20 protein-coding genes and 1 pseudogene are annotated in these 25,182 nt (G+C 58.2%); 11 read left to right on the forward strand and 10 right to left on the reverse strand.

Annotation, left to right across the window (positions count from 1 at the left end):
• Positions 1-172: 172 nt before the first annotated feature.
• Positions 173-1,693, reverse strand: a complete 1,521-nt coding sequence (locus tag PQR63_RS01610; protein ID WP_408165050.1) for an FAD-dependent oxidoreductase — start codon at positions 1,691-1,693, stop codon at positions 173-175.
• 32 nt (positions 1,694-1,725) lie between these two features.
• Between PQR63_RS01610 and PQR63_RS01615 the strand changes: the two genes are divergently transcribed.
• Both PQR63_RS01615 and PQR63_RS01620 read left to right on the forward strand, forming a co-directional pair.
• Positions 1,726-2,208 (forward strand): MarR family winged helix-turn-helix transcriptional regulator, encoded by a 483-nt coding sequence (locus PQR63_RS01615; RefSeq protein WP_408165052.1) that lies wholly within the window; start codon positions 1,726-1,728, stop codon positions 2,206-2,208.
• Between the two features lie 153 nt (positions 2,209-2,361).
• Entirely contained in the window at positions 2,362-2,880 is a 519-nt protein-coding gene (locus PQR63_RS01620) for a YgjP-like metallopeptidase domain-containing protein (protein ID WP_408165054.1), read from the forward strand.
• Between the two features lie 92 nt (positions 2,881-2,972).
• On the opposite strand, the gene phnY is transcribed toward PQR63_RS01620, so the two are convergent.
• The 4 genes from phnY to psrA form a co-directional block, all read right to left on the reverse strand.
• Entirely contained in the window at positions 2,973-4,379 is a 1,407-nt protein-coding gene (gene phnY / locus PQR63_RS01625; protein ID WP_408165363.1) for a phosphonoacetaldehyde dehydrogenase, read from the reverse strand.
• A gap of 154 nt (positions 4,380-4,533) precedes the next feature.
• The gene (gene phnA, locus PQR63_RS01630; RefSeq protein WP_408165056.1) at positions 4,534-5,763 is read right to left on the reverse strand and encodes a phosphonoacetate hydrolase; all 1,230 of its coding nucleotides are present in this window, start codon (positions 5,761-5,763) and stop codon (positions 4,534-4,536) included.
• 146 nt (positions 5,764-5,909) lie between these two features.
• A complete protein-coding gene (locus PQR63_RS01635; protein WP_408165057.1) occupies positions 5,910-7,211 on the reverse strand; it encodes an MFS transporter in 1,302 nt (433 codons plus the stop codon).
• Between the two features lie 264 nt (positions 7,212-7,475).
• On the reverse strand, positions 7,476-8,579 hold the full coding sequence (gene psrA / locus PQR63_RS01640; RefSeq protein WP_408165059.1) for an iron-containing alcohol dehydrogenase PsrA: 1,104 nt from the start codon (positions 8,577-8,579) through the stop codon (positions 7,476-7,478).
• Between the two features lie 311 nt (positions 8,580-8,890).
• Here psrA and PQR63_RS01645 point away from each other — a divergent pair, with 311 nt between their 5' ends.
• From PQR63_RS01645 to PQR63_RS01670, 6 genes are all read left to right on the forward strand, one after another.
• Complete coding sequence (locus PQR63_RS01645; RefSeq protein ID WP_408165061.1) at positions 8,891-9,775, forward strand: LysR substrate-binding domain-containing protein; 885 nt, start codon at positions 8,891-8,893, stop codon at positions 9,773-9,775.
• Between the two features lie 105 nt (positions 9,776-9,880).
• The gene (locus PQR63_RS01650; protein ID WP_408165063.1) at positions 9,881-10,705 is read left to right on the forward strand and encodes an isocitrate lyase/PEP mutase family protein; all 825 of its coding nucleotides are present in this window, start codon (positions 9,881-9,883) and stop codon (positions 10,703-10,705) included.
• Between the two features lie 73 nt (positions 10,706-10,778).
• A complete protein-coding gene (locus tag PQR63_RS01655; protein ID WP_408165064.1) occupies positions 10,779-12,023 on the forward strand; it encodes a helix-turn-helix domain-containing protein in 1,245 nt (414 codons plus the stop codon).
• A gap of 84 nt (positions 12,024-12,107) precedes the next feature.
• A complete protein-coding gene (locus PQR63_RS01660; protein ID WP_408165364.1) occupies positions 12,108-12,779 on the forward strand; it encodes a Vgb family protein in 672 nt (223 codons plus the stop codon).
• Positions 12,780-12,941: 162 nt separating this feature from the next.
• A complete protein-coding gene (locus PQR63_RS01665) occupies positions 12,942-13,733 on the forward strand; it encodes a DUF899 domain-containing protein (RefSeq protein WP_408165066.1) in 792 nt (263 codons plus the stop codon).
• Positions 13,734-13,748: 15 nt separating this feature from the next.
• Positions 13,749-14,408: a hypothetical protein gene (locus PQR63_RS01670; protein ID WP_408165068.1), complete on the forward strand. Its 660-nt coding sequence runs from the start codon at positions 13,749-13,751 to the stop codon at positions 14,406-14,408.
• On the opposite strand, the gene PQR63_RS01675 is transcribed toward PQR63_RS01670, so the two are convergent.
• Complete coding sequence (locus tag PQR63_RS01675) at positions 14,338-14,880, reverse strand: carboxymuconolactone decarboxylase family protein (RefSeq protein ID WP_408165070.1); 543 nt, start codon at positions 14,878-14,880, stop codon at positions 14,338-14,340. The two genes, PQR63_RS01670 and PQR63_RS01675, sit on opposite strands and share 71 nt — an antisense overlap.
• Positions 14,881-15,475: 595 nt before the next feature.
• Between PQR63_RS01675 and PQR63_RS01680 the strand changes: the two genes are divergently transcribed.
• From PQR63_RS01680 to PQR63_RS01690, 3 genes are all read left to right on the forward strand, one after another.
• The gene (locus tag PQR63_RS01680; protein ID WP_408165072.1) at positions 15,476-16,546 is read left to right on the forward strand and encodes an SMP-30/gluconolactonase/LRE family protein; all 1,071 of its coding nucleotides are present in this window, start codon (positions 15,476-15,478) and stop codon (positions 16,544-16,546) included.
• A gap of 245 nt (positions 16,547-16,791) precedes the next feature.
• Positions 16,792-18,036: a DUF3142 domain-containing protein gene (locus PQR63_RS01685; protein ID WP_408165074.1), complete on the forward strand. Its 1,245-nt coding sequence runs from the start codon at positions 16,792-16,794 to the stop codon at positions 18,034-18,036.
• Position 18,037: 1 nt separating this feature from the next.
• The gene (locus PQR63_RS01690; protein ID WP_408165075.1) at positions 18,038-20,530 is read left to right on the forward strand and encodes a hypothetical protein; all 2,493 of its coding nucleotides are present in this window, start codon (positions 18,038-18,040) and stop codon (positions 20,528-20,530) included.
• Between the two features lie 17 nt (positions 20,531-20,547).
• Here PQR63_RS01690 and PQR63_RS01695 read toward each other — a convergent pair whose 3' ends face one another.
• The 4 genes and pseudogenes from PQR63_RS01695 to PQR63_RS01710 all read right to left on the reverse strand — a co-directional run bounded on the left by PQR63_RS01695 (position 20,548) and on the right by PQR63_RS01710 (position 25,151).
• Positions 20,548-22,116 (reverse strand): methyl-accepting chemotaxis protein, encoded by a 1,569-nt coding sequence (locus PQR63_RS01695; protein WP_408165076.1) that lies wholly within the window; start codon positions 22,114-22,116, stop codon positions 20,548-20,550.
• A gap of 255 nt (positions 22,117-22,371) precedes the next feature.
• A pseudogene (locus PQR63_RS01700) lies at positions 22,372-23,100 on the reverse strand (YoaK family protein); the annotation flags it as partial.
• 169 nt (positions 23,101-23,269) lie between these two features.
• Positions 23,270-24,202, reverse strand: coding sequence for a VOC family protein (locus tag PQR63_RS01705; protein ID WP_408165078.1), 933 nt, complete (start codon positions 24,200-24,202; stop codon positions 23,270-23,272).
• Between the two features lie 106 nt (positions 24,203-24,308).
• On the reverse strand, positions 24,309-25,151 hold the full coding sequence (locus tag PQR63_RS01710; RefSeq protein ID WP_408165080.1) for a fumarylacetoacetate hydrolase family protein: 843 nt from the start codon (positions 25,149-25,151) through the stop codon (positions 24,309-24,311).
• Between the last annotated feature and the right edge of the window lie 31 nt (positions 25,152-25,182).

The raw sequence follows: 25,182 nt of genomic DNA on the forward strand, positions 1-25,182 counted from the left end.
TGTGAGAGGAGCCTTTTTGCGGAACCTACAGCGGAGTTTTAGCCAAAAGACCGGGGCTGGCTATGAGGGTTTTCCTGAGTTGCAACGCTTGTTTCCCTAAGGCATGAGACGATCGTTGTGGAAGGATGCCATCTGATGATCATCGCCTAAGAGTGCGTGCTACTGGTGTCTACTACTGCACCTCACGCAGTGATACACCCACGCGTTGCAGGTAATTATTTAGTGCCTCCAGATTGTCCGACGACACAATCGCGCCGATATAACCATCGGGCCGCACCAGCATCCACTCTCCTTGCCCAAGCCCATATGCATTGTGGAAGTGGCCGTCACAGTCCACCAAATTTCCTCCGGGCCCGAAGAGATGCACTTGCAGATCCTTAGCCTCCGGGAAGTGAATGGCCGGTGCGTGGAATCCGATCAAGGTCCAATGTGTGCCACGCAATAACTCGAAGAGACGTAGCCGCGTCCCGGAGGTCGTTGCGACAGGAGCGTCCGGTGCGCGCGCTCCTGCTAGCACCCCGTGCTGACGCGCAGGTGCTTCCAATGCCAGCGTTGACCACGGATAGCCAAGGTCGAGTTGCTGAACTTCCCGTCCGCGACGCATCTCTCCGCGCTTGGCTTCTTCCAGCAATCTGGTCGACAAACCCAGCATGGATTCGGCGATCGGACGCCGTTCTTCTTCGTAGGTATCGAGGAGTGTTTCTTCTGCCCCCTTAAGCACGGCAGCCAATTTCCACGCCAGATTGTAGGCGTCCTGAACGCTGGTATTGAGACCCTGCCCTCCGGTCGGCGGGTGAACATGCGCCGCGTCTCCGGCCAGCAGGATGCGGCCGGCGCGATATTGTTGCGCCAGTCGCGCATGCATCTGGAATGTCGATGCCCAGCGGACGGCGCCCACCGTGATGTCCGTGCGGCCGGTACGTTCCCGCACCATGCTTGTCAAACCATCGGCAGAGAGATCGGGCTCTTCGTCTCCTGCCAGCGCTGCCTGCACCTGGAACAGATCGGTCCCGGCCAGCGGGCACAAGCTAATCTGCCGCTCCTTCGCCCAACCACTGAAGCGATGCCAGACGTCTCTGTTCAAGCCTTGCAAAGAGACATCCGCGACCATCGCTCTCGCCCCCAGCGTCTTGCCGGGGAAGTCGATCTCCAGCAGATTGCGCACGAAGCTGCGCCCGCCATCCGCAGCGACGACATAACGTGCGCGCAGCAGTTGCTCGCCGCGTTGGCCAGTGATTCGCGCGTTGACGCTTTGCTGCTCTGGTTCCAGTCCAGTCAGCTCGCAACCGAATTCCACCTGATGCCCGAGTTCGCCAAGCTTGGTCCGCATCACCGCTTCGGTCAGAAACTGCGGCACCATCCAAGGCATCAGATAGGGTTCTGAAGGCGTCGGCGGCCTTTGCTCAGCTGTCGGAGAATCACGCCAGCTGCCGTCTTCCTGATACTCACGCTGCGGCGGATAGGGGCCGCCTGCCGCCATGATCTCTTCAAGGATGCCCAAATCCTCAAAGATCTCCAGAGTGCGAGGCTGCAAGCCTTTTCCTCGCGAGCCATGAAAGGGAGCCTCCATTTTTTCGATGACCCGGAAAGGGATACCCCGTTGCGCCAGGACAAGCGCCAGCGTCAGACCCGTCGGACCCGCTCCGCAGATCAATACATCAGTTTCATTGTTCATCAGCATTATCGGCCTCATAAGTGTAAAATGCACATAATTTAGGAGAGTGTATGTCAACAAATAAAAATGTGCAAGATACACATATATCGTCGCAACTCAAGATTCTGCATGGATCGTTGATTAGCATCGCCAGTGCAATGAACCGGCCTCAGCGGGATGAGGCGATGATCAAGGAGGCAGGTATTCCTCTGGATCGGGCGCTATTTCCTCTGCTCGTCGGGATAGAAAAGCTCGGCCCCATCGGCGTGGTCGAGATCGCAGATCGCGTCGGACGTGACTACACCACCGTCAGCCGTCAGGTCGCGAAGCTGGAAGAACTGGGATTGGTGAACAGAGAAAGCAGCGCTGCCGATCGCCGGATCCGCATGGCATCGGTCACCGCCAAAGGCAAGGGAATGACCGATCTGGTCGACGCCGCACGCGAGCGCATGGGCAGAAAAATTTTCGCCTCCTGGGAGCAAACCGAGATGGACGATCTGGTACGTCTCATGCGCAAGTTTGCGGATGCACTTGATACCTTGGATGAACACTGAGCTTTGCAAAGTACGCTCAACACACCCGCATGACAGAACCGCTATTGGACTTGTCTTGTCTGCCTGACGGCCAATCCGGCTGTGGTATATTTCGCGCCATCCTGAGCGCAGCTCGGGCCCTGACTATCTCTTACTGATTCCTTCCCCGTCTTCATGTCATCGCTGAAGTACCTGAGCGCTTATTCAGAACAAACCCGCGAACAAGTGTCGCAACTTCTCGCGCAAAATCGCCTGGGTGAAGTGCTGCTCAAACGCTATCCGAAGGCGCATGAGCTGCGAACTGACAAGGCGCTGTATCAGTACGTTCAGGAGCTGAAGACCGAGTTCCTGCGCAACGCAGAACCGATCAACAAGGTGGAATACGACAGCAAGATCCACGTCATCAATCACGCGCTCGGCTTGCATACGTCGATCTCGCGTATTCAAGGCGGGAAGTTAAAAGCCAAACACGAAATTCGCGTCGCCACGCTCTTCAAAGAAGCACCGATTGAGTTTCTGCGCATGATCGCCGTCCATGAGCTAGCGCATATCAAAGAGAAAGAGCACGACAAGCCTTTCTATAAGCTGTGCACTTATATGGAGCCGAATTATCATCAATATGAATTCGATCTACGCCTCTATCTCACGGAGCTTGATCACTCCGGACGGCGTATCTGGGGCGTGGAGAAGTAAGAGCGGATGAAAGAACCGTCTGGTTCACGCCTCTATGCAAGAGCAACAATAAAAAAAGCTCCCGGAACGGGAGCCTTCAATCACAACCCAGCCTACAACCAGGGCAACGAATACGTCTTTGTATTGCTGAAACTCTTCATCGCCTCCAACACTCCTTCTTTGTAACCGAGTCCCGAATCCTTGATGCCGCCGAAGGGCGTGAGTTCGAGACGATAGCCCGGCACTTCCCGCACATTGACGCTGCCCAACTCCAACTCGCGAATGAAACGAGTGATGTAGTCCATTCGATTGGTACATACCGAAGAGGACAAGCCATAAGGCGTCGAATTGGAAATTCGGATCGCATCAGAAATATCGGTACAGCGTATTACCGGCGATACAGGACCGAACGTTTCTTGCGCGACCAGCATGCAATCGGCAGGTACATGATCCAACACCGTCGGCGAGTACACGGCGCCATCTCGTTCATTGCCATACAGCAGTTTGGCGCCGCAACGTTCAGCGTCCTTCACCTTGGCTTCGAATTCCTTCGCCGCGCGCTCATCGATCACAGTTCCCATGTCGTTATTCACATCCATCGGATTGCCGAATTTTATGGCCCGCGTTTTGGCGACGAGCTTATCGACAAATTCGTCTGCAACCGCCTGATGCACGATCATGCGCTTGATCGCCGTACAGCGCTGCCCGGAGTTCTTGTATGAACCGGACACCGCCAGTGTGGCGGCTTCCTCTATATCGGCATCTTCCATGACAATGATGGGATCGTTGCCGCCCAGTTCCAGCACCTGACGCTTGTAGACCGCCTTGCCGGCAATGTATTTGCCGATCGGCACGCCACCGGTGAAAGTGACCAGATCGATATCAGCATTGGTCAGCATCTCATCGGCGATTTCCTTGGGATCTCCCGTTACGACGGAAAACATTTCCGGCGGCAACCCCGCCTCGTACAAAATATCGGCCAGTAGCAGCGCGGAAAACGGCGTCTTCTCGGTGGGCTTGAGCACCATTCTGTTGTTCGTCGCGATGGACGGCGCCACCTTGTGTGCGACCTGGTTTAATGGATGGTTGAATGGCGTAATAGCGGAAATCGCCCCTAGCAGAGGCTCCTTCATTGTGTAGACTTTGCGCTGCTTGCCGTGGGGTGTCAGGTCGCATGAAAAAACCTGGCCGTCATCTACCAACGCCTGATTAGCGGCAAACACGAACACGTCGCAGGCGCGTCCGACTTCATAGAGCGTGTCCTTTTTGCATAGCCCCGATTCTGCAGTGATCAAATCCGATATGGCATCGGCATTGGCACGCAATAGCTCGGAAGCACGCAACATGATGTTGGAGCGCTCAAAACGTGTCAGTTTCGATTTGTACCGGCGCGCCATGCCAAAGGCTTCACGGATATCGCCGACGGTCGCTTTCGGAATCGTCCCGACCAATTTTCCGCTGTAGGGATTGCGCACTTCGATGACACGGTCATTGCCGATCAATTTTCCACCTACGCGCATTTTTTGATGCAAAGGCACACCGTCTTTAAGCTTGTTCAGTTCAGATAACATTGACATTTCATCTCCCGATCAATTGTTGATTTCTCATTAAGGTTGGGTACGTCGCTGCTGCCGGCAGGTCATAGGGCCATAAGCCCATAAATCCATAAACCCATCAGGCAGCCGCCTGCATGGCCAGATAGAACACATCAAAATTACGCAGGCGATGATCCGATGGAATCGGGGCCAGCTTGCGATTGAACATCAGCGGCACACGTTGTTCGGAGATGCCGCCGTGCGAACGCAGCGGCAGATGGAGTTCCGACAAATCATGACGCGTGGTGGACGTGCCGATCACCGTCAAGCGCTCGCTGACGACTACCAGATCGCCGATACGGTCTTCCGGCAACTCAAAGCGCGCAGCGGCTTCAGCACGCGTCAACACCACCTCGACTCCGCTCAGTGCGCTGATCTTGCGCGCCACATCCGGCAATGCCACACCCTCGCTCAGATACACGGTAGCGTAAGACCCAAGGGCGCCATGATGCACAACATAGGGATCCGTGATCGGCAAGATCACCCGCGTCTTGCCAACGCCGACCCTGGCATCCAGGACGTCTTGCAGATAGATGACATTAGGCTTGCCCGCGCTGTCGGTCTTGGCGTTCATGCCATGATCGGCCGTCAGTCCGATCACCGCGCCGAGCGCATCGAGCTGGGTCAGGTAGTGATCCATCATTGCGTAAAAAGCGTTGGCGCCCGGTGTGCCGGGCGCAAATTTATGCTGGATATAGTCTGTCGTTGAGAGGTACATGATGTCAGGACGCTGACTGGCCAACAGCTTGACGCCGGCGGCAAAAACAAACTCCGATAATTCAGCGCTGTACACCGACGGTAGCGGCATACCGACTAATTCGAGCAGATTATCAACACCGTTATCTTCCAATGTTGCCTGATCGGCCTTCTCTGCGGAAAAACAAATCCCGCGCATCTTGTGGCCCAGCAGGCTACGCAATTTGTCCTTGGCGGTAATCACCGCTACCTTGGCGCCGGCCTCGGAGAAAGCCGCGAAGATCGTGCCGGCGCGCAGATACTTGGCGTCGTTCATCATGACTTCCTGATTGGCTTCACGATCCAGGAAATAGTTACCGCAGATGCCATGTACGGCGGGCGGCACACCGGTGACGATTGATAGATTGTTTGGATTGGTAAAGCTGGGTACTACGCAATCGCCGGTGAGCACCGATCCTTGCGCCGCCATTTTTTTCAGAAATGGCGTGACGCCGGCCTGAATGGCCTGGTTGATGTATTCCTGTTCACAACCATCCACGCAAACGACGACGACGGGCTTCTTCATCCACGGGTAGTTGCGTCCATTCACTTGCAAATGTTGAGGGGTCAACATACTTCATCCTTTCGGTTCGTTTGGTAATCGGGAGAGGCCCGGCGGTAGACGCAAGGGTGTCCCCGGGCGATGACCTCAGGTCATCGCCGGTCGCACACATCCTCTTGAAATACGGCGCAAATGCCGCTTGAATGCTGCTTGTACGGTCAGCGCTTGATAAACAAGGCAACCAGTGCACTGATGGCACAGCTCACTGCGACGATTGGAAAGACCAGCGCTGTGTCGCCGGAGGTATCCAGAATTCTCCCGATGAGCGGTTCACCGAGACCGGCGAACAGATAGGACGAGAAATTCATGATGCCTGTCGCCGTACCTGCACGGCGCGCACCGACCAGATCCGGACATAAGGCCCAGAACGACGATGCCGGTCCATACACGAAGAAACCACACAGGAACAAGGCGAAGACACCGATGACCGAATTGCCGGGGATGGTGAACATCCACAAACTCGTCACCGCACCCAAGACCATATAGAGCATGATCGCCTTGTAGCGCTTTGATCCAAACAGCTTGTCGGAGATCCAGCCGTTGCTCAGGGCGCCGATAGCCATCCCGACCGGAAGCGCGATGGTGATCCATTTTGGATTAATGAACGCCTCAGGAGACTTGACCCAGTTCGAGCCGAAAAAGTGCACTGGTACCCAGACGATCAGACCATAGCGCGCTGCGTTCTGAAAACCCAGGGAAAGCGCGGCGACAATCAGGCGCCAGTTTTTCAGCACGGCCTTGTAGCGGGTCCAGGACGACTCCGTCTGATCATCCAGAACGGCATGCGCTTTGTCGTTTTCATCGGCAACGCCGGTGTCCAGAGGCTTGAATCCCATGTCTTCGGGACGTTCGCGCGCTACCAGGTAAAAGAAGATGCCGCCGGCCAGCATCAGCAAGACCGGGATCCGGAAAATCCACCGCCAGTCGAGATGAAAAACGTCAAGGACGACGATCGATGTGACGTAAGACAGTATGGATGCGCAACCTGCTGCGAAGACGTAGAAGCCGTAGACTTTTCCACGCTCTCCGATACCCCACCAGTTAGCCAGCAGACGACTGCCCGGCGCCCATCCCAAAGCCTGAAAGTAACCGTTCACCGCCCATGGAAAGATGAGGCTGACAAAACCGCTGGAAAAGCTGACCACCCAGTTGGCAAAGCAAGACAGAACAGCGCCCAGACTCATGATGCGGCGGCCACCATATTTGTCGGCCAGATTACCGTTGATGGCTTGGCCGATGGCATAGGACCAGAGCATTGCGCTCGACACCCAGCCCAGGATTTCTTTCGAGAATCCAAATTCTTTTTGAATACCCGGAATGGCAAAACCGAAGGTCTGCCTGCCGGTGTAGAAGAACAGATAGCACAGCATCGCGGCGAGCAGCATCCGCCATTGCGCACGGCGAAAGCTTGTACTGCTCGCTACGAACGTAGTTGATGACGACGTATGTACATAACTCATTGCATGTCTCCTTTTAAGAGGATAACCGAGTTGCAACGCCCGGAAACCTCCTTCCTGTCTAGTTGGAAAAGGTAATTTTTTATTTAATGTCTTCAGGTCCTGCGATTTTTCTTTTTCCGTTCCTCCAAACCGGAAATATGGATATGGCTTGACTTACAAAACTGACACGCCTGCTGCGGCTTCTTTAGTGTCTCCACAGCAAAGCGTTCTACGACCGTGTTTTGGATCCACCGGGGCTGGAAGCAACCGGGGAAAGGAAATTGCTCAGGGCAAGGCCGCGATGGTTTTTGCGCCGATGAAGTTTTTCCCGCGTGCGCCCTGCATTGCGCCCCGCACCATTTCCAGTGCTTCAGGCGAAGAAACGCCGTAGTCGGAAAACTCGGTTCCGACATCAAGCTGGTGCAAGAAATGGCGCAGGCGTTCGACGGCCGTCTGGGAATTGCAATCGAACACCTTTTGCAACACCATGTCCCGTTCGGGCGTTTCGCCCCACGCCATCTTCAGCACGAGCGGCAGCGTGAATGAGCAGGCGATGCCGTGCGGCAGCCCGTAACGCAAAGTCATCTCATAAGAAATGGAATGCGCCAAAGCCGTTTTGGTATTGGAAAATGCCAGGCCGGCTTTCATCGCTGCCAGCGCCATGGAAGAACGCAGCGCTTCGTTATTGAGATCCTTCAGCAGCAACGGCAGGCACGTCATGATGTCGTTAATTGCCGAAATGGCAAACGCATCCGAGACCGGATTGGCATTGACGTTCCAGATCGACTCAAACGCATGCGACAAGGCATCCAAGCCCGTAGAGATAGTGACGCTGCGCGGCAGACTGAGCATCAGATCAGGATCGACAATCGCTGCCTTAGGCCAGGTGCAATCGAGATGCAATGAATATTTTTTCTGCTTTTCCGCATCCCAGATAGTGGCCCAGGGGGTAACTTCACTACCGGTGCCGGCGGTGGTCGGGATGGCAATGAGTGTCTTGACGCGGTGGGGAGTAAAGGACTTTCCGTCTGCAAGCAAAGCCAACAGTTCGTCGAAATGTCCACTTTTGGTGCCTACGATCAGCGCCTTGGCGGTATCAATCGCACTGCCCCCACCCAATGCCACGACGGTGTCGCATGCATCCTCGTTCTGCCAGAAACGGTTGTACATGCCTGCCAGGCGCGCAACATCCGGATTCGGACTCACGTCCTCGATCACATAAGCTAATTGGTCGCCCAGCAGCTGCTCGATTTTCTGGATCAATCCCAATGCACGCGCCTCGGGAAAAGCCACCACCACCACCTTGGCGCTCCCGACGATGTGCGGGAGTTCCGCCAGGCTACCCGGACCAAAATGCGTTGCGACAGGATTAAAGAATCGCTGAGTCATGCTTGTCTCCTTGATGGTTATCGTTTTATTTGGAGCGATTGTCAGCGCGTCGGTCGTAATGGACAAATCGATTATTATGCTGTTTCTATCGGTTCAACCGATAACAGAAGAAATGCCATTCATTGCGGTTGCCTGCTTTGCCGCACTGAAGTAAGGTGACATCGCTTGCAACGATCCGGACGTATCCGCAACGCTCTGGGGCCTAAAAAAAGAATCAGAAAAGAACCAGAAAAGAACCAGAAATCATTCACCGCTTCCAGCATCAGCACGCTGATTAACATGGACGACCAACTGTTCTTGGGGGGATTGTTATGTACCAGTACCATAAGTGGATACGGTCATTTCATGCAGTCGCAAAAACGCGCAGCTTTACTGCTGCTGCGGCGTATCTGCAGATTGGCCAACCGACCGTCAGCGAACAGGTCAAGGCATTGGAAGACCGCTTTGCAGTGGAGTTGTTATATCGCAGCGGTCGCCACGTCGAATTGACGGATGCCGGACGACGCTTGTACGAAATCACGGAGGGAATTTTTGGACAGGAGGATGAGGCTGTTCAATTGCTTCAAAGCCTGCACTCTCAAAAGACGGGCCTGCTGCGCATCGGCGCCGTATCTCCCCCGGTGGTCATGAATCTGACTTACGATCTGATGCGCAAACATCCGGGTATTGAGTTCGCAATCTCGATCAACTCGGAAAAGGAAACCCTTTCCCGGCTGTATAACTTCACAATCGATGTTGCCATCCTGGCCTATGTCGATCCGGACAAGCGCTTGTACGTCACACCTTATCGCACCTATCCTATCGTCGCCGTTGTCAGAGACGATCATGCCTGGGCCGGCAAAACCTCGGTAGCGTTGAAACAGATCCAGCACGAAGCAGTCATCATGCGCGAGTCCGGATCCAAGACCCGGGAGTTACTGGAAAACGCGTGTAAAAAACAAGGCATCCCGATTCATTGCGTGATGGAGCTCAACAGTCGGGAAGCCATCATGCATGCCATTGCAGAGGGGCTTGGCATCGGCTTCGTGTCGGAGATTGAATATACCTCGATCCCCGGAACCAGAGCCATCAAGCTGAGAGATGCTCCCGTGACCATCGACTATTACATGTGCGCGCTGTCAGTACGAAAAAACCGCCCCCTCATCAAAAGCGTGCTTGAATCGGGTAGCGAACTCAAGGGTGGTCGAAGGAAGTGACATGCTCCCTTACGCTTTCGGCGGAAGAATCAAAAAGTGCAAAAGTCTCAATTGAAAAGTCGTCATTTCATTTCTTATTTATTTCTTGTCTGACAGGAGCTTGCCATGCCATCAACCATCGCCGAACGGCGAGCCGCTTTCCGTGCACTGCATGCTTCGGGATGTTTCATCCTGCCCAATCCCTGGGATACGGGAAGCGCACACTATCTGGCGAGCCTGGGGTTTAAAGCCCTGGCGACGACCAGTTCCGGATTTGCGTGGTCGACCGGCCGAGCCGACAACCATGTGGTGCGCGACGACATCCTCGCGCATCTGGCGCAGATGGTCGCGGCGACCGATTTGCCGGTGAATGCGGATTTTGAAAACGGTTTTGGATCGACGCCGGACGAAGTCGCGCACAGTGTGGCGTTGGCGATTGCCACCGGGGTTGCCGGCCTGTCCATCGAGGATTCGACCGGCGATCCAGCGACTCCCCTGATGTCGATTGATGTCGCCGTCAGCAGGATCGCTGCGGCACGACGCGCTATCGATGAACACGGCGGAGATACCTTGCTGGTTGGTCGCGCCGAGAATTTTATTGTTGGCGTGCCTGATCTGGACGATACCTTGGCGCGCTTGAAGGCCTATGCCGATGCAGGAGCCGACTGTCTTTATGCACCCGGTATTCAGACGCGTGAACAGATAAAAGCAGTGGTCGCGGCCGTGTCGCCAAAGCCGGTCAATGTGCTGATCGGAAGTGTGTCGCCTTTCACTTTGCAAGAGCTTGCCAATATGGGTGTTCGCCGCGTCAGTGTCGGCGGGGCATTGGCGCGGTCAGCGTGGGGAGGCTTCATGCTCGCTGCGCAAACGCTGGCAGAAGGCCGCTTCGATGGTTTTGCCGGTGCCGTATCCGGCGCTCGTCTGGATGCGCATTTTCTCGGCAAGCAGTGAAACATGCTGCATGCAGCACACATAAGATTGGGGATGCCTCCGCGCGCGTAACGCTGCGGTGTATTCTCTCGCCATGGATTCCCTGATCGCCGCCTCTGCGCGTGCGCTCGCCGCCGGCGATGCGCTTGGCGCTCTCAAACACGTCGCCCTGCGCGATGACCCGCCTGCGCTGGCCTTGCGCGGCATCGCCATGGCCCAGCTGGGTGAACTGTTGCGTGCACGCGAGTTGTTACGCCGCGCCGCGCGGGGCTTCGGTGCACATGAAGCACTGGCGCGCGCCCGCTGCGTCGTCGCCGAGGCTGAAGTGGCTCTGGCAGAGCGTGATATCGGCGGTTCATCGCGTGCACTCACGGCGGCGCTGGCAACGCTGGAAGCACATGCCGACCGCGCCAATGCTTTGCAGGCGCGATTGATCGCGGCACGCCGGCTGCTGCTGCTGGGGCGTCTGGAAGAAGCTGAAACCGCACTGGCGCAACTCGATACGCGCGGCCTGTCAGCGTCGCTAGCTGCCGTCGCCGAATTGACGATAGCGGAACTGGCCTTGCGATCCTTGCGCATGGAACCGGCACGGCAGGCACTTGCCCGCGCACACGAGGCAGCCCATCAGGCACGCGTCCCTGCGTTGCTGGCGGAAGTCGCCGATGTACAAGCCACACTGGATCGCCCCGCTGCCCGGCGTCTCTGTGCGGATGGCGAGCAAGCCTTGCGTCTGGACGAGGTTACCGCGCTGCTGGGCCCTGCTTCCCATACCTTGGTCGTCGATGCCTGCCGTCGCGGCATCGGTGCCGGTATTGGCATAGGTGTTGGTGCCGCCTGGCAATCGCTGGCACGGCGGCCGATACTATTCTCGCTGGCGCGTGCGCTGGCAGAAGCCTGGCCGCAAGAAGTCGGGCGTGAGGCCTTGATCGCCTGCGCCTTTCGCACCCATGATCCCGATGAGTCGCACCGGGCGCGCCTGCGCGTCGAAATCGGCCGTCTGCGCGCGCTTGTCGCAACACTGGCGCAGATCGAGGCAACGCCGCGCGGCTTCCTTCTCAAGCCGCGCGATGGCCGTTCCGTGGCGGTATTGCTGCCGCCGATTGATGGCGAACAGGCATCGCTGGTGGCGCTGCTCTCCGATGGTGCTGCATGGTCGACATCCGCGCTGGCGCTGGCGCTTGATGCCAGCCAGCGCACGGTGCAGCGCGCACTGGCCGAGCTGGAAGCCGAAGGCCGCGTGCGCTCGATCGGACGGGCGCGAACGCAGCGCTGGTTATCGCCACCGCTGGCAGAATTCACGACAATCTTGTTACTCCCCGCTACGCTGCCAATGGAATAAAGTTTGTCCTACGTTGTTTTGCAGCACCGATAAACGGCGCACACCACGATAGACGACACAGACAAGAACCTGAAGGAGCTGATGATGACCCGGAATAATCGCCAAGCCGAAGTAGCAACCCAACCCGCCGACATTGTGCGCGAATACGGCCCCTTCCCCGGCACCGACCGCGTAGCCGGCGTGACCCATGACGGCAAGCAAGTCTGGGCCGCCACCGGTGCCGCATTGATCGCCTTCGATCCTGCCAGCGGAGAACCCACGCGCACGCTCACGCATCCCTGTGACGCCGGCACCGCCTTCGACGGCACCTATCTGTATCAGATCGCCGAACAACGTATCGACAAGATCGATCCGGCTACCGGCGAGGTACTGACCTCAATCCCCGCCCCGGGGAATGGCAACGACTCGGGACTGACCTGGGCCGAAGGCAGCCTGTGGGTGGGCCAGCATCGCGATCGCAAGATCCATCGCATCAATCCGGCCACCGGTGCCATCATCCGCACCATCGATTCCAACCGCTTCGTCACCGGCGTTACCTGGGTCGACGGCGAACTGTGGCACGGCACATGGGAAGCCGAAGAAAGCGAACTGCGCCGCATCAATCCCGATACCGGCGCCGTGCTGGAGCGACTGGAAATGCCAGCCGGCACCGGCGTCAGCGGACTGGAATCGGACGGCGCAGATCTGTTCTATTGCGGCGGCGGCCTGAGCGGCAAAGTGCGCGCCGTGCGTCGGCCGAAGGCAAGCGACTCCTGACCGCAGGCTCTGCGCGCGCAGACATGCTCTGCTGACGCCCTTTTTATTTCATCCATCAACAACGATTTCATCAGCCTCACGGCAGGATCGTGCACGTCCCTTGCAATCTCGTTTTTCATTTAGCTGACAACCTTATCGGCTCTTCGAGCCAGGGAGAACATCATGAACACCATCGTCGACAAAGCCGTTATCCCAAACCACCCCGTCGTCTCTGCAGAACAATGGCTGAGTGCGCGCAAGGCACTGCTGGCGCGCGAAAAAGAGCTGACGCGCCTGCGCGATGAAATCGCCCGTGAGCGTCGCGCATTGCCGTGGGAACGGGTCACCAAGGATTACATCTTCGACACACCTGCGGGCAAGCGCACACTTGCCGAACTGTTCGACGGCCGCAGCCAATTGCTGGTGCAGCACTTCATGTTCGGCCCCGGTTGGGAACAGGGCTGCCCGAGCTGCTCTTTCATGGCGGACCACGCCGACGGCATGAACGTCCATCTGAAGCAGCGCGACATCACGCCGGTCGCCATCTCACGCGCGCCGCTGGCCGAGATCGAACGGTTTCGCCAACGCATGGACTGGCAATTTCCGTGGGCGTCGTCGCATGACAGTGATTTCAACTTCGACTTTGCAGTCAGCTTCACACCGGAAGAACAAGCCAAAGGCGAGGTCTATTACAACTACGGCACGCGCTTCTTTCCGGCCGGCGAGGCGCCGGGCATCAGCGTGTTTTACAAGGATGACAGCGGCGCAGTGTTCCATACTTATTCCACCTTCGGCCGCGGCGTGGAAGTCATGATCGGCGCTTACAGCATGATCGATCTCGTGCCCAAAGGCCGCGATGAAGGCGATACGCCTCATCGGATGGCATGGGTGCGCCATCACGACCGCTACGCGACAAGAGAGAGCCCGACCAAACAGACTGCGGTGAGTGGCGCTTGTTGCCACGCGCGCACCTGACCGCCCGAGCATGTCATGTCGACACTCTGGCCATGGCTGGCGGTTGCAGGCGCGGGCGCCCTGCATGGATTGAATCCCTGCACGGGCTGGATATTTGCCGCAGCGTGGGGATGGCGATCACGTGATCGGATGCGAACGCTGCGCGCGCTGGTGCCGCTTGCTCTCGGGCATGCCGTATCGGTAGCGCTGGTGGCGGGTGCGGTGGCGCTGGGTGTCGGGATGGATGACATCACTTGGAAAACCGCGGCAGGCGTATTGCTGGCGATGCTGGTATGGGTCACCGCGCGTCGGCTCTCCGGACGCAAGAATAAGCTGGTCCGGAGACCGGCCACGCATGCGGGACTGGCGCTCTGGTCTTGCATGATGTCGACACTGCACGGTGCCGGACTGATGCTGGTGCCGGCGCTCGTTCCTCTGTGCCTGAGCAATTCCCCAGCACGGGAGATCACCGCCTCCGGCTCGCTGTTGCTGGCACTGGCGGCAGTCAGCGTGCACATGGCGGCGATGCTTGCCGTTACGGGTGTTGCCGGCGTGATCGCGTCCGGTCTCTTCCGGCGCGCCGATACCCATACCGAGATCGGCGCGCGCTTTCTTAGATTGCCAATTAAGCTGACAAGACAGGGGCGATCGGGAAATCAACAGGGATATCGGTCGCAGCATGCAGATAATTGCTGATGGTCTTGTCGCCGATTACCATCAGCACGTCGACCAGACTGCCCTTGCTGTAACCGGCAGCATAGAACGCATCGAGCAGCGCGGCATCGGCGTGGCCTTTATTGGCGGCAATGCTCAGTGTCAGCTTGGTCAGGGCATTCAATTTGGCGTCGAACGCTGCATCGCCTTTGCGAATGGCTATGATCTGCTCATCCGTGAAGCCCTGCATCTTGCCGACGACGGTGTGTGCGGAGAGGCAATACAGACAGTTGTTGTACTGGCTGACAACCAGGTTGATGACTTCGCGTTCTTTACCGCTCAGCGAACTCTTGCCGCTTTGCAGCGCCAGGTAGTTGCCCAGCGCATGCTCGGAGTGCGCGAAACCGGCATACAGATTCGGGACGAAGCCGAGCATCTTTTGCAGGTTGTCGAAAATGGCCTGATTCGCCGGGGAGACTTCGCTGCGGCTTGGTACGTTGAATGTCGTTGTCATGATGCCTATCCTTGTTGGTGAGGCACAGAGGCTCTGTGCGTGAGGCCATTATTGGCTTTTGCCTCTCCGCGCAGAAGACGGGCTGACCGACTAAGACTTATTCCCGCCGGGAATGAGGGCGGCAAAGCAGCGCGGTGCTCTACAAGGCGCACCCGCCGAGAATTACTTGAACGCTGTGCATGTCACTCTCCAATTGGCCGATGGCGGTGTCCGTCCTTTATCCGCATCAGCGGCAGCTATCGCGGCGCGTGTGCTTGCTGGTGGACTGGATAACGGATCTGATACGTCAGGGTGAAAGCTCCGCCTGATCGTCAAGCCCTGCCACTCCCTTTACAGTTTGATTCCCTGACGAAAAAATTCGCGTTGCCAATTTTCGCATCAACTTATATGATGTATGACAACATATAAGTATGGACAGGCCAGCTAACCGCCAAGGCCTGCCACCCCAGGAGACAGCATCACCCTCTTTGCGACATGCCGCACCGGCATCGCCGTCGCAACCCATGCCTATATGGACCAAGTCTGATTTTCCGGATTGCCGGGCCCTGCCTGACTGGCGGAAATATCAGCATTCTTTTCCCACATGGAGACAACGATGAATCAAGAAGTGAAGAAGAAAATCGCCGGTTTTAACCCAACTCGTCGTACAACATTGCTCGGTGGCTTGGCGATGGCGACCACGGCCCTGACCGCCAAGGCTCAAAGTTTTGACTTCAAGGCCAGCCAGCGCTATCCCGATCCCAATGTGCAGGTGCTGGACAAGAGCTTCCTGAAATACCGCCTGTACAGCTCGACGGTCGAGCAACTGGCGACCGGTTTCCGCTGGGTCGAAGGTCCGGTCTGGTTTGGCGACGGCCGCTACCTCTTGTTCAGCGACATCCCCAACAACCGCATCATGCGCTGGGATGAAGTCACCGGCACGACGTCGGTATTCCGCAATCCGGCCAACTTCACCAACGGTCTGGCGCGCGATCGCCAGGGCCGCCTGATCGCCTGCGAACATCTGACACGCCGCGTCACCCGTACCGAATACGATGGCCGCATCACCGTGCTGGCCGATAACTACAATGGCAAGCGCTTCAACTCGCCCAATGACATCGTCTGCAAATCGGACGGATCGATCTGGTTCACCGACCCGCCGTTCGGCATTGCCGGCGAATGGGAAGGCGACAAGCAGGCGTCGGAACTGCCGCATGCGGTCTATCGCATCGACGGCCAGAGCGGCAAGCTGAGCCTGATCACCGACGCGCTGGCCGGCCCCAATGGCCTCGCCTTCTCGCCCGATGAAAAAGTCATCTACATCGTCGAATCGCGCGCCACCCCGAACCGCGTGATCTGGGCGTATCAACTGACCGACAACGGCACCAAACTGGGTTCGCGCACGCTGGCGGTCGACGCCAACGGCCCGGGCGCCATTGACGGCTTCAAGGTCGACATCGACGGCAACCTGTGGTGTGGCTGGGGCAGCAACGGCGCGCTTGACGCCAATCCATCCGAGCTGGACGGCGTGCGCGTTTTTACACCGCAAGGCAAAGCCATCGGCCACATCCACCTGCCGGAACGCTGCCCGAACCTGGTGTTCGGCGGAGCGAAGAAGAACCGCCTGTTCATGGCCAGCAGCCATTCGCTGTACGCGGTGTACGTGGACACGCGCGGCGCGGTGTAAGTCTCTGCCATATCGCAATACCCGTCGCGCTTCATCGCCAGATCGACAAATCAGGCGATGAAGCCCGGCTTATCTTTCCTTCCTATCGCCCCCTTGCCTGCATTGACGAGGCAACATCCACGAATAAATCCGCCTTCGCTCAGCGCAGCGTCAGACGGATAAATTAGAATGGCAGCCAGTGAACCATCCCTGCGGATAACGCTTCGCCAGATCCGATTTCAAACCGGCAATCCCACACACTACACATGCGCTGCTCACCATTCGGCTTGCAACATCGCTACCGATACCGGCGCCTGCGCTCCGTTTTTCTTTTGCTTGTTCTGCCGCTGTGCGGTGCCCTGCTCGCCGCCTGCCAACGCCCGCCGGAGGTTCTGCCGCAGCAGGCGTATATCTGGCAGCGCCAATGGAGCCCGTCCGTTGTCAACGCCATGCAAGCCAGCGATCAACTGGTCGGCGGCTGGCGCGTGCTGGCGGCGGAACTGACCGCGCAACGCCAATGGAAAATCGCCGCCCCCGACTGGCAGGCCCTCAGGACAACCACGCATGCGATTGTCATGGTGGTGCGGCTGGACGGCCAGACAGACAGTCTCGATGCTGCCACGCAAAACCGTGTGGCCGATCTGCTGACGCGCTGGCGGCAACAGAACATCCCGGTATCCGGAGTGGAAATCGACTACGACTGCCCGACCTCGCAACTGCCTGCTTATGCCGGCTTTCTGACCGGCTTGCGGCAACATCTGGATCGTGACACGACGCTGTCGATTACCGCGCTGCCGACCTGGCTCAACAGTCCTGCGCTGAACAAGCTGCTGGCCGTGGCGGATGAATCCGTCTTGCAGGTGCATGCCGTGATGAATCCACGCCAGGGCCTGTTCGATGCCGAGCGCGCGCATGCCTGGCTGAAAGCGTATGCGAAGCAGACGACGCATCCCTGGCGCGTTGCCCTGCCGTCTTACAGCACACGTGTCAGCTGGGACGATAACGGTCGCATCAGTGCGGTGGAAAGCGAACGGCCGTTGCTGGCTTCCGGTGAGACGTCGCAAGAACTATCAGCCTCGCCGACGGCGGTGAGCGCTTTCCTGGCGCAACTGGACAAGGATCCGTCACCGGGACTGATCGGCGTAGTCTGGTTTCGCCTGCCGACCGAAGACGATGTGCGCAACTGGAGCCCGACGACCTGGCAAGCTGTGCTGGCACGCCAGCCATTGTCGTCGTCCCTCACGGTTGAAGTGCTGCCCAACGCGCAAGCTGGTCTGCACGACCTCACGCTACGCAATACCGGCAATGCTGACAGTGCACTGCCGCCGGTAGTGCGCATCGACGCGGCATGCAACGCCGCTGACGGCATCAACGGCTACGCCCTCGAAGCGGACGCCAAAGGCAAATATCTGCGGCGCACGCGCGAGGGATTATTGCGCGCGGGCTACCAACGCAATATCGGCTGGGTACGCTGCCAGCAACCAGACATCCAACTCCATGTGGAACGCTAACGTGAACATCAAACACATTCGTATTGCCACCGCATTGGCGCTTCCTTTCGGCGCCGCTGTCGTGATCGCCTGCGGCCCGGATTTTCCGCTGCAAGTGCTCGACGACCGCGCCGGCACGCTGAAAGCGACACCGGCCAACTCCTTTGCTTATGAAGCTTCGCATCTGGCGCAGAGTAGCGACAAACTGCAAGCCAACGAAAACGAAAACGCCTACGCGCCGCCCGACAAACTCACCGCAGCCGACGCCGTTGATGCGACGTTCATGACGCCGGCGCAACGCGCGCAACTCAAGACGATACGCGCCCTCAAAGATGGCGACGCAGCGTATGCGCAGGGTGGCGATCTGCCGCCAGCGGTGCGCTTGTACGCAGCCGGTGCCGTGGATTACCTCGCCGCAGGCGACACCGGGACGCGCGCGCAGAAGCGTTTCCAGGCGGTGCTCGACCTGCCCAAAGCGGATGGCGACAAGCGTGCTGTGTGGGCTGCTTACATGCTCGGACAAGGCTATGCCGGGGCAATGTTCGGCGCAGGCAACAAGCCTGCCGAAGAACGTGCGAAGGCGGTCAAGGCCTATGCACTGGCGCGTACCCGGGCAGCGTCCGGCGCGCTTGATCCAAACGGTCTGGCAGTGGCCAGCTATGGCGAACAGGCGCGCATGTTTCTCGCTACCGGCACCGCTCTCTGCGGCTACACCGACTTCGTCAATGCCGCGCCATGCGCTGACGACGTCCCCGCCGCCGACCTCAAACAAGCCATCCATCTGTACGCCGAGCAGGCTGCCCACAATTCCGACAGTGGCGTGCAATCGCTACGCAGTATCGCGGCCTGGGCGTTGAGCGATGCGGAGCGCGCGCAGAAGCTGATCGACGATCCGCTCTCGCAGCGTCTGCTGGTCAGCTATGCGCTGGCGCGCGTGGGTGACGTGAGCGGTGATGGCGCCAGCCAGCCGGCCGAATACAATACCTATGGCGACGGCTATGGCTACGCCGATGCCGCCCGGGGTGGCAAGGGCATCAAGGTCAATCCGGTGCTGCCGTCGCTGGTGGCGGCATTGCAGAAGCAAGGCATCGCCCGCATTGCTGACGCCGACCGCGTGGCCGCACTCGCTTATCGCAGCGGCTACTATGAATTGGCGCAGACCCTGGCGGATAAACAGCGCAGCGCGCTGGCCAGCTGGGTGCGCGCCAAACTCGCCCTGCGCAAGGGCGACGTTGCTGCAGCGGCGCAGGCCTATGCCGAGGCATCCAAAGCCTTTCCGCAAACCGACGTCAGCGTCGAACCTGCTTCACTCGGCCTGATCAAGGCGGAGCAAAGTGTGCTGACACTGTCGCGCGGCCAATATGTGGAAGCCTTTGACCAGTTGTATACCGTCACCAAGGCGAGCCAGAGCGGAGACAGGGGTGCGAGTCTCAGCCATCCGCTCTACAGCGACTACAGCGGTGATACGTGGTACCTGGCCGAGCGCGTGCTCACGGTGGATGAGCTGAAGACCTATGTCGATGCACATGCTCCTGCCACGCCGGTGCCGGCGGCACCGCAGAATTTCCCGACGACGCCAGACAAGCAGTATTACGAATGGCTGAGCGCGCATCCCGTGCAGATCTCCGACTACCTGCGCCGTTTGCTGGCGCGCCGTCTGGTGCGCGAAGGACGTGTGGCCGATGCGCTGCCCTACTTCCCTGATGACAAGGACATGCGCTACGCGCCGATGGAACAGAACTACGCGGACGGCAAGAGCACGCTGGCAAACTGGCGCTATCGTGCGACAGCCAAAGCCTACGGCGATGCACTCGACGATGCGGGCCATGCCTGGTTCGCCGTGACCCGCGCCAAGGCTTGGTACGAGGCCGCGACACTGGCACGCCAGCGCGGTCTGGAAATCATGGGTTATGAACAGGCGCCCGATTACGCCGGCATGGACGGCATGCTCGGCTTTGGTCCCGGCCGTAATATCGTGCAAGAACCGGCCGGCGACACCGGCAAAAAACCCGCCGCAGAAAAAACACCCGAACAACGCGCCGCTGCCGACTTGCCCGGACAGTTCATCACCGATGACGAACGCAAGCGCTACGCCGCCAGCGAGAGCAAACCCAACGTGCGCTATCACTACCGCAACATCGCCGCCGACTACATCATGAAATCAGCGGACGCCTTGCCGCCGCGCTCGCAGGCCTTCGCTGCCGTGCTGTGCAAGGGCACCAGCTTCGTCTTCTACGATGCGGAGCTGGCGCCGGTGCTGTACCGCCGCTATGTGAAGGAAGGTGCAGCCGTGCCGTTTTCAGCGGACTTCGGCCAGAACTGTGTGGAGCCGGATTTCAAGGCGGCAGGACGGTTCCCCTATGTGCAGGCGTGGAAGAAGACACGGCATTGGGCGGCGACGCATAAAGCCGCAACCGTCATTGCGCTGGCGATATTGCTGGCGCTGATCGCCGCAGGTGGAGCCATACTGCTGCGTGCACGCCGCAAATTGGGGCATGCAAACGAGCTGCCATAAAGATCAGAGCTTCGCGATCAGGCCGTCACAAACACATCCACCACGCCGCTCAGTTTGCGCGCCTGCTCTTGCAAGGACTGCGCGGCGGCGGCGGCTTCCTCTACCAGTGCGGCGTTCTGCTGGGTAACCTGATCCATCTGGGTGATGGCGTGATTGATTTCATCGATGCCCTGGCTTTGTTCGCGGCTCGCCTCCGTGATGCCGGCGATGACATCGACAACCTGCCTGACGCTGGTCACCACATTTTCCATGCTTTGCCCCGCCTGGCTCACCAGCTTGCTGCCGGAACTGACTTTGTCCACCGAGTTATCAATGAGCAGCTTGATTTCCTTGGCGGCTGCCGAGCTGCGTTGCGCCAGGCTGCGTACCTCTGATGCCACCACCGCAAAACCGCGGCCTTGCTCACCGGCGCGTGCAGCTTCCACCGCCGCATTCAACGCCAGAATATTGGTCTGAAAAGCGATGCCGTCGATGACGCTGATGATGTCGACAATTTTTTTCGATGACTCATCGATCGCGGCCATGGTATCGACCACCTGCTGCACAATACCGCCACTTTCGAGTGCGACGTTCGATGCCGTCGCCGCCAATTGGTTGGCTTCGCGCGCGTTGTCGGCATTCTGCTTGACGGTCGAGGTCAGTTGCTCCATCGCCGAGGCGGTTTCTTCGAGCGATCCGGCTTGCTCTTCCGTACGGGACGACAGATCGAGATTACCGGCAGCGATCTGGCTGCTGGCGGTATTGATGGAATCCGTGCCGGCACGCACTTCCCGCACTATTTGCTGCAGTCCGTCGTTCATGCTTTTCATCGACATCATCAGACTGTCCGGCCTGCTGCCGCTGACGTCTATCTTCGTGGTCAGATCGCCTTTCGCAATACTGAGCGCCAACGATGAGACATAAGCAGGTTCGCCGCCGAGTTGGCGCAACAGGCTGCGGGTAATCAATACACCACCGGCAACGCCGATGATGATCGCAAGAGCACCGAGCACTAACATCATGTTTCGTGCGTGCGTATACGTGGCTTTCGCGTCAAGTGCGGCATCACTGTTGAGCTTGTCCTCAAAGCGGGCAAGCTCAGTCAAGGTAGTTCGGCGTTGCATCTGTTGCGCACTCAACCCTGCCGCCAATACCGCCTTGATTTCCTCGGCCTTGCCTGCAGCACCCAACCCCAGAATCTGGGTTAAGGCAGGCATTGCTTTGGCGGATTGTTCTTTGATGATGGCAATGGATTTTTTTTCAGCGTCGGTGGTCTCCGGCAATTCAGAGAACATCTTGTCTAGCTTGGCTTCTGCGTCACTATAGATAGCCATTTGTTGTTTCAGCAACTCGGTATTTTGGCTGATTACAACTGGATCAGTCGCCAATGCAATATTGCGGGCTATCAATGATTGCTCGTAGACAGCTCCCCGCATCTTGGAGAGATGCGCCACTTCGACGTTGTTGACGTCAGTGATGGAAGTAAGCTGCTCGTTGATGCTGGCCATTTTCATCAGCGCGACGGCAATGATGACGACCAGGAAAAAGATGATGACGCCGAAACCCACAGTCAGTCTGGTGGAGACCTTGAGATGTGCCACATTCATTTCATATCCTTCCGGGAAGATTGCTACCTGCAAACAAGTTGACGTGCGGTAATCAGGATACGAATGATCATCTTCATTCTAGAGACATATTTTATGAACGAAGAACGGGAACAGCTGTGTATTCAATATGTAGTTCAACGATATACGACCAGCTTCAATGCTGCAGCAAACAATTCAATTCAGAATTCGAAAGAAGAAAAAACGCGAGCATCAACGTTGCTGTTTGTTCCTTTCATGTCGCGCATATCTTGCATGCCGCAAGTCATCCAGCACCGGCACCAGCGTCACGAATACCAGCGCCAGCGCCAACGGCAGCGTGAAGGTGAAGCCGATGTGGCGAAAGCCGAGCGCTCCCGCAACGCCGCCGACAAAAAACAAGGACACCAGCATCGACAGATTCTTCAGCTTGGCGATGTCGGCATGCACGTGCTGATCGGGATGGCGGTTGCTATTCCAATAGAGCGCTTTGCCCAGCTCGATACCAATGTCGGTGATCATGCCGGTGACATGCGTGGTGCGAATTTCTGCGCGGGAGAGTTTGGTAATCATGGCATTTTGCAGTCCCATGATGAAGCACAGCAACATCACCGTCACCGGGACGAACAACCATTCGACGCTGGTGATGTTGCCGCCCAGCAGAGCGAAGAACAGCAGCAGGATCGCCTCGGCAATCAGCGGCATGGCGTACTCCGCCTCCAGCCGCCGCTTGCGCGCCCAATTGATCATCACCGCCGAACACGCTGCTCCGGCGATGAAGAAGAACATGCTGGCCGCACCCGCCATCAATAATCCGATTGCCCCGATGGCCATATCTTCCGCCATCAGCGACAGGATGCCGGACATGTGGGACGTGAATTGCCCGACCACCAGAAACCCGCCGGCATTGATCGCTCCCGCAATCGCCGAGAGGACAAAAGCGAGATGCCGGTTGCCGGTCAATGTGCGATTTTTTCCGGCGAGGCTTCTGAGATAGGAGACGGGCATGACGACTCTCTGGGGCGGAGTGAAGGGAACAACGCTGTCGACGGCATGCCGCTGCGGCAGACCGACCCGATGAGTATAGATGATGCGACGCGTAATCCGCTTGCGAGCCGCTATGCAATGAAAATGGCCGCCTTGCAGGTGGCCATCGAAACAGTTTGCTGTGATCCGGTCAGCTATCGGTATTGCGGATGAAATACTCCGGCACGTCCGGCCCCCACAGGTAGAGCGAATCTTCCGGCAAAAAATCGCCGGCCGGCCAGTCGACGCCCGCCGGCACATAGTCGATGTCGGCCGAATATTCTGAAAACGAGCCCCACGGATCGCGCACGTAGTGGAAGTAGTTGGAGCCCAGCACATGACGCCCGGTGCCCCATCCCTCCTTGTAACCGGCTTTGGCCATTTGCGCCGCGCCGATGCCGACGTCGTCGATGCGCGCCACGTCCCAGGCGACGTGATGCCAACCCTTGGCGCTGCTTTTGGCGAAAGCCACCAGGTGATGATCGCTGCCATGTGGACCGTGGGTAAAGGCGATGACGTCGATGGACTTGTCGGACAGCCGCAGGCCGAGCGCGCGATTGTAGAAGTCGACGATGCGCGGCACGTCCGGCGAAAACATCAGCACGTGCGACATGCGGCGCGGCCGGATGAATGGCGCTTCGGCGCGCGTGACCGAGCCGCGTGCGTTGGCCGGTGCCTGTTCCTGAACCAGCGGCAGCTTGCTGTCCGGCGTGGTCTTCACACCGGCTTTGACTTGCAGCAGATTGCCGTCGAGGTCGTAGAACCAGATGCCTTCTTTCGCTGCGCCACGCAAACTTTTGGCGTCGACATCGAAGGAAGCGCCTGCCGCGCGCGCCTGCCGTTCAATCTGTGCAAGGTCGGCAGCGTAGCAATTGAAGGAGAGATAAGCCAGCGACTTGCCCGATGCGGGCAACACGCGCGCCCATCGGTGACCATCCTGCGCGCGCAGCTCCAGCTCATCCGAGCTGCCGTTTACTTCCAAGCCAAAATTGCGATAGAAGTGATCGGCTTGCGCCAGCGACGGCACGTTGATTGCAAAGTGGTCGATCGAATGGACGCCTGCCGGGCGCGGCTGATTGCTCATCTCTGTCTCCTTGCTTGTTACTTATTACTTATTGCTCACGCAAAACGCAATGTGAACTGCCATTGCAAACAGCGGCGTCGCTGCGCCGCTTGTTATTTTTTTCCGATCAGCGTGCTGCTTCGTCAACGATCTTGTTGGTCAGCGTACCCATGCGTTCCACCGTGACTTCGCAGACGTCCCCGTGCTTCATCAGCAGCTTCGGCGTGCGGGCCCAGCCCACACCCGATGGGGTGCCGGAAACGATGACGTCGCCCGCTTCCAGCGTGAAGGCTTCGCTCAGGATGGAGATCAGCGATTCGACATCGAACACCATGGTATCGGTGTTGGCCGATTGCACCACTTCGCCGTTCAGGCGTGTTTCCAGCAGCAGGCCTTTGGCGCCTGGCGGAAGCTCGTCGGCAGTGATCAGATCGGGACCGAAAGCACCGGTGCCGTCGAAGTTTTTACCGACCGTCCATTGCGGTGACTTGAATTGGTATTCGCGCACCGAGCCGTCGTTGAACAAGGCGTAACCGGCAACGTGCTTGAGCGCGTCTTGCTTGCTGATGTTCTTGCCGCCCTTGCCGAGCACGACGGCGATTTCACCTTCGAAGTCGAGGCTGTCGGACACCGTTGGACGGATCATCGGCTGGTTGTGGGCGATCAGGCTGGTGTTCAGGCGCAGGAAGATGGTCGGATAATCCGGCTGCTTGAAGTTGCTTTCCTTGGTGTGGTCGGCAAAGTTCAGGCCGACGCAGATGATCTTGGTCGGACGGCGCAGCGGCGGCAGGAGTTTCAGGCCGGCTTCTTCGACCGTTCCCTTGCTTTCCGTATCGCGGCCATAGGTTTGCAGATCGACGCCGCGCGCCAGCAACTGCTCCAGGGTTTCTTCGCCCAGCACGCGAATCTGTTTGCCGTCGCGTACGCCGAGCAAGGCCTTGCCGTCTTGTTCAAAACTGATGTATCTCATTTTCACTCTCCAGACACACCGCCGGCACCAT

This window comes from Herbaspirillum rhizosphaerae (genome assembly GCF_046025915.1).
Lineage (GTDB): Bacteria > Pseudomonadota > Gammaproteobacteria > Burkholderiales > Burkholderiaceae_D > Herbaspirillum > Herbaspirillum rhizosphaerae_A.